The organism is Clostridium sp. AM25-23AC (assembly GCF_003435125.1).
GTDB lineage: Bacteria > Bacillota > Clostridia > Lachnospirales > Lachnospiraceae > Pilosibacter > Pilosibacter fragilis.
Genome location: NZ_QWGI01000059.1, coordinates 1 through 5,418, shown reverse-complemented (window position 1 = coordinate 5,418; position 5,418 = coordinate 1). Strand labels below are relative to the sequence as shown.

Annotated in this window: 6 protein-coding genes and 2 tRNA genes; 3 read left to right on the top strand and 5 right to left on the bottom strand. The window is 38.6% G+C overall.

Features of this window, described 5'->3' with window-relative positions:
• Positions 1-321: 321 nt before the first annotated feature.
• Together DW677_RS17380 and DW677_RS17375 are read right to left on the bottom strand one after the other, a co-directional pair.
• The gene (locus tag DW677_RS17380) at positions 322-636 is read right to left on the bottom strand and encodes a HigA family addiction module antitoxin (protein WP_117470490.1); all 315 of its coding nucleotides are present in this window, start codon (positions 634-636) and stop codon (positions 322-324) included.
• Positions 637-650: 14 nt separating this feature from the next.
• On the bottom strand, positions 651-929 hold the full coding sequence (locus DW677_RS17375) for a type II toxin-antitoxin system RelE/ParE family toxin (protein ID WP_015552228.1): 279 nt from the start codon (positions 927-929) through the stop codon (positions 651-653).
• A gap of 1,764 nt (positions 930-2,693) precedes the next feature.
• On the opposite strand from DW677_RS17375, the gene DW677_RS17360 reads away from it, so the two are divergent.
• Together DW677_RS17360 and DW677_RS17355 are read left to right on the top strand one after the other, a co-directional pair.
• Positions 2,694-3,062 (top strand): hypothetical protein, encoded by a 369-nt coding sequence (locus tag DW677_RS17360; protein ID WP_015552226.1) that lies wholly within the window; start codon positions 2,694-2,696, stop codon positions 3,060-3,062.
• A gap of 14 nt (positions 3,063-3,076) precedes the next feature.
• Positions 3,077-3,352 carry a hypothetical protein gene (locus DW677_RS17355; protein ID WP_015552225.1) on the top strand — a complete coding sequence of 92 codons (276 nt, stop codon included), beginning with the start codon at positions 3,077-3,079 and terminating at the stop codon, positions 3,350-3,352.
• A gap of 65 nt (positions 3,353-3,417) precedes the next feature.
• On the opposite strand, the gene DW677_RS17350 is transcribed toward DW677_RS17355, so the two are convergent.
• Positions 3,418-4,104, bottom strand: a complete 687-nt coding sequence (locus DW677_RS17350) for a recombinase family protein (protein WP_117567898.1) — start codon at positions 4,102-4,104, stop codon at positions 3,418-3,420.
• Positions 4,105-4,268: 164 nt separating this feature from the next.
• Between DW677_RS17350 and DW677_RS17345 the strand changes: the two genes are divergently transcribed.
• The gene (locus DW677_RS17345; protein ID WP_117470485.1) at positions 4,269-4,760 is read left to right on the top strand and encodes a tyrosine-type recombinase/integrase; all 492 of its coding nucleotides are present in this window, start codon (positions 4,269-4,271) and stop codon (positions 4,758-4,760) included.
• Between the two features lie 376 nt (positions 4,761-5,136).
• Here DW677_RS17345 and DW677_RS17340 read toward each other — a convergent pair.
• A tRNA-Cys gene (locus tag DW677_RS17340) sits at positions 5,137-5,207 on the bottom strand.
• A gap of 13 nt (positions 5,208-5,220) precedes the next feature.
• Positions 5,221-5,292: transfer RNA gene (locus tag DW677_RS17335), tRNA-Glu, on the bottom strand.
• Between the last annotated feature and the right edge of the window lie 126 nt (positions 5,293-5,418).

Here is a 5,418-nt window from a genome sequence, read left to right as displayed (position 1 = left end):
GTTTTTACAAGTTTTTAAACGTTTTATTTGAAATAGCACAATAGGTTGATTTAATATACCAGTACATTGTAATGGTGCGTTGTTTATAAAAATGTCTCAAAAAGATATAAATTTATGTAATCGGAGGGTCACAGTCCCTACGCAGAGGGGCAAACCGCCTGCCATGTTGCGCAATTAGACGGTGCTGCTTGAGACGGATATCTAAGCGGACATTTTGTACAGGGCATATTTCTAGCAAAACTTGCAACCCATTTCATGGACCAAGTACAACGAGGCTGTCGCATTAGCAATGTTTTTGCTAGGCGACAGCCCCATTTATTATTACATTTGTAATGCAGCGGCCTCTTCAGAGTGCACGGATGGAAATGGAATGACATTTTCTGGAAGATGCTGTTCAGCTTCCCATAGTGTCAATTTCTGTTGCATATTCATCCAGCTCTCTGGAGAAGTATTCGTTGCTTTCGCGATGCGAATTGCCATATCAGGGCTTAGCATTGCTTTTTCATTTACAAACTCTGACAATGTCTTTCGACTGACCCCAAGCATTTTGGCAGCCTCTGTGATGGTAAGACCCAGCGGCTTTATAACATCTTCCAGGAGGACAGCTCCCGGATGTGTTGGTTTTCTATTGGTCATACATGTTCCTCCTTCTAATGATAATCTTGGTAATCTAGGAGATACGCATCCTGTCCTTCAAAATAAAATGTTAATCTCCAGTTACCATTAACAGTAACAGCCCACATATCCTGTTTATCTCCTTTCAGAGGATGTAATCGATATCCTGGTAAATTCATATCCTGTGGACTTATACTTGCATCAAGACGATCAAGCATTCTTCCTAGTTTTGGCGCATGCTCTGGTTGGATTCCCTTCTTGGAACCACTTTCATAAAATTCCCTTAAGCCTTTGTGTGCAAATGATTTAATCATATTTATATTATACCGTGTAACGTTATGGGTGTCAAATAAGAAAATATAGTTCAGAAAAAATAAGATTCAGTAATTTTCCAGTTACCGTTTGCTTGATAAGCATATCTGATGAACGAATCTGCGGAAGATTCCTGGGAGCATCAGTATCCCGGACAGCATCCACGCCTAGTTCAGGCCGGGGAGATCAATCCATCCTGTAACCACAAAATAGAAAAACCCCGGAGTTGCAACCTCCGGGATTTTTCACATATTACTTGAGCACTTTTGTCGTTTTTGCCTAACGGTAGCCTAACATTAGTATAACATGTATGTTTTTTTCTGTATACCTAATAGTTTCCTTTTTTAATCTAATTTCTCATATAATTAAAATAATCGCGCCATTCGAATTCTGTACGGTATCATTGTATTGCGATTATTACGGAAATGGTGCATTCGCATGTTACCCAAGCGCGCACTGGAAAGAGCTGTGCTTTCCGCATGCAGGGGGGAAAAATCTCCCATGTTTATTTGCTCCCCGATATGCATCCTGTTAATGAAATTTTTTATGGTATGATTTCTTTATATAACAGAAGAAAAGCCATGAGGTGATCAACGATGAAAGAAAAATTTTTAATGGACCTGATCGGTTGCTATCGGGAATATTTTCCGTAAAACATACCTGTTGAATGCCGAAAAACAGCGGCATTGATAGTATTCCGCTTTGCAATTCCAGATGAGGAATTAGATCATATATGTAAGTTGCTTATAGAGACTGAACTGGGAGAGCTGGAGTCGGCCGTGTATCAGGCATATCGCTTTTATATCAGCGAACCGTTCCGAGCGGCACTTGCATATATTTTACTGCACCAGGATCTTCCACTGTCAGAGGTCAGATATGGATTAACTGATGCCAGGCAACAATCCAGAACCAGAATCCGGAATACAAAAAAGGGAGAACAGTTCGTTGCAGAGCAGATGCAACGAATTGAGCGGATTAACCGGAATCTGCTTTTACTTAGTGAAGAAATACAGGCGGGCGAAGATTCCCACAATATTTAAAGCCGGATGACTACACGTAATCATCCGGCTTCTTTAACTGCTTAAAATAAATCGGTTGTAAAAAACATTTTCTGAGATGTGGATATTCTGGACTTCAGATCTGAAGGTATTTGAAAACTTTCCCCCTTTACTCTATGCATAACGCTAAAGATATAAAACAAACAATATAGTTAAGTGAATAGTATTACTACATACACATATAAAAATGAATAATTTCTTACATTTTAACCAAAAACTTACAGCATTTTTATGATTTGTTTATAAATATTGCATATTCAAAATAATTATGATAAAATTTACACACAAAAAATAAATGATGCGCCTAATTTTGAAATATTTAAACGTGAAAGAGGGTGAATACTATTGAACAAAAAATTGTATATATTTTTTTCTTTAACATCCTTTGCTTATATGCTATCTGTTAGCGTATATTTGCTTAATAGCTTTATACTGTTAAATGATACTATTTTTGCGGTTACCAGAATTTTAATGATATGTTGTTTGCTTATATTTTTACTGTTTGGATTAAAATTAAAAACAATTGCAAAAATAGAAGGGAATAATCAAACGCTAACCAAATTTCAACATATTCAAAAAGTATGGAGCATAGTCATAATAACTAGCCTAATAATTCTTGTTTTCAGAGATTTTGTATGAATATTATAGGGGCTGTTGCATTAACAAATATTCGATTCTCTCAGCAGGGATGAACTGATCCAGGTATTAATGACAAAATACGGAGCTACAGAAACTGAAGCTGAAAGGTTAGTTGACCGTGCTTATGAAAATACCCAGCCGTATTCCGCAAGGGCGAAAGGTTTTCCTTCGAACCCATCCATTGGGCAAACATGCGTTATTGATGTAACGATTCACGTTGACGATGCCGCAACAGCTGCTGGAATTGCTAGTGAAATTATGGCTGCTTCGCCTTATGTGACTTTAGCAGCCGCGCTTTATGCTGCCAATATATTACTTACGGCTGGAAGTATGATATATGGATATACAGTTGTACTCCATATTAGTTATACCTATGGATATACAAACGATGGTGTTTTAGGTTGGACCCCGGGCTATGTATCTTATGAGATTTATTAATTGAGAGGTATGCTATGAAATATAAGGGAAATGTCTATTCGTATTTTAATTTATCAGGGATATTATTTTGTATTTTTATTGCATGGGCATCCTATTACAATTATAAGAATTTACAAATAACCGGACTTTTGGCTTTTTTTGTATTCTGCGTATTGAAGTGTGCAATGCTTGCAAAATTTAAAAAAGATATACTTGAAAAAGATACTCCCTTATTATTTAAAGTTTCTAACCATGTGTTTGGAATAGCATTTATTATCATGGATATCTTTATCTTTTATGTAAATAGGTGATCACTGGTCGCCTATGTTAAAGGAACTTAAGGCGGAAATACACATGGATGCATTTCCGCCTTTTACTATGCAATTGGAAATTTAGATAAGTCGTTTCTATATTTGTAGTAAGTGCCGCGACTGATGCCGATTACTTTCATGCAGTCAGATGGACAAAGATCTCCACCAAAGAGCGTATCACGTTTCAGAATAATATTTTTTGCCTTTCGTTCCTTCTCGGTGATGCACCGGCCACAAGGCCGGCCGAGCTGCTTTCCAGAACGTCTGGCTGTTTCTAATCCCTCGATCGTTCGTTGCCTGAGATCATCCAGTTCCTTATGGGCCTGTTGAAAGGCAATACGGACTTGCTTTTCTGCAAGCTTCACTTGATATGCTTCGATGGCCTCCAAAATTATATCAACCTCCGTGCCAGTCCGTGGAATTTGCATCTGACAGGCTTCCCGATATACCTCCGTGTTGATCCCAGGCTCCACGAAGAAAAACAAGTTCACTTTTCTTTTATACAGATCCAGGTACTCCTTTACTCCATCATCCTCATCACGGGCCATTCTGGAAACCGAATCAAAATAGATATTATCTCCAGGCATAAATCTGGGATAATATCTCCGCCACTTAGGCCGATCCTGTGTGCTACCAGTAAAAATTTCCTTGATGATAACAAGGTTCGGATCCGGACACATCAGGCGGATGTTGCGCTCCTGTCGTTCCACGTTCTGAAATTTTGTAGAAATCCTTATATATCCATAGTTCAATGCACATCTCTCCCGATTGTATGAAAAAAATGTTATATTTATAGTGTACAGATGATTGGCAATATACGCAAGTTGAAACTGTATAAAAAAACGACCGTTTTTTTCGCACACTTATATCTTTCATTATCTGAGCACTTATTGTATAATATAAACATAAGCTTTTTATCATACACATTGGAGGATACCTCATTGATATACGGATAAAGGACCTAAAATGGTCCGACATTGATGGAGACTCCATCCGTATACAACGCTTTGTAGATGATAAGAACCGAGTTATCAATTCTATTAAGGGCAATACAGCAGACGGAATTCGCTCCATGCCACTGACACCTGCAACAAAAGCCATTCTCAGCCGGATCCGAAAGTTACAACCCGATAATCAGGAATTTATCTTTTATCGTGGCGACAGCCCATTGGCAACAGTTACTTTCAATCGCCGTTTGAAAAAATGTTGTGAGGACTTAGGCATCGAATACCGCTCCTCCCACAAGCTGCGTTTCTCGACAGCATCTATCATGTATAAGAATGGTATGGAAGATACAGAGTTACAAAAACTGCTTGGTCATACGACACTTTCCATGACACAACACTATTTATGCAATATTACTTCCAATGAAGAGACAGCAAGTAAAATGGCCGCTATTCTCGGTTAAGGTATAGCGACCATTTTACGATTCTAATAAAGGAGATATGAGCTTCTGCTTGCGCAAACACACTCTCTTCTAAATATTTTTTTGTAAGGACAGCCGGAGCATAAATCTTGTTGAGCTGCAATTCCTTTATAGCTATAAGCAGATCAGCAATACTCATTGCTATCAGAAGCCTTGTTTGCGCAAACGATATATAGTCCTTTTAATGCATTGAAAATGTGCCAGATTCAAGATCAAATCAATTTATTGTATGAATATAGATAGGTAAATCTTCATACAATGCACTGTTTTCAGACCGCAAACACGCGCAAACATCAAAATTATAAAACAAAAACCCCAGAACCCTTATAAATAAAGGATTCTGAGGCTCTCATAAGAGAGGCGACAACCAGATTTGAACTGGTGATCAGGGTGTTGCAGACCCACGCCTTACCACTTGGCTATGTCGCCATATTTAGTTAAATGACCCCAACGAGGTTCGAACTCGTGTTACCGCCGTGAAAGGGCGATGTCTTAACCGCTTGACCATGGGGCCTTAAATATATACTACCATATTTACATGCCTCTGTCAACCGGGTAGTATTACCAGTCATCAGGTTCATCGGATAGTACGAAAAAAGCTCCCCGAGTAGGACTCGAACCTACGACAGCGCGGTTAACA

What these genes read in the sequence shown, in the direction of transcription:
- DW677_RS17360 (WP_015552226.1), top strand. Translation starts at nt 2,694, where the DNA reads ATGACAAAATACGGAGCTACAGAAACTGAAGCTGAAAGGTTAGTTGAC.
- DW677_RS17355 (WP_015552225.1), top strand. Translation starts at nt 3,077, where the DNA reads ATGAAATATAAGGGAAATGTCTATTCGTATTTTAATTTATCAGGGATA.
- DW677_RS17380 (WP_117470490.1), bottom strand. Translation starts at nt 636, where the DNA reads ATGACCAATAGAAAACCAACACATCCGGGAGCTGTCCTCCTGGAAGAT.
- DW677_RS17375 (WP_015552228.1), bottom strand. Translation starts at nt 929, where the DNA reads ATGATTAAATCATTTGCACACAAAGGCTTAAGGGAATTTTATGAAAGT.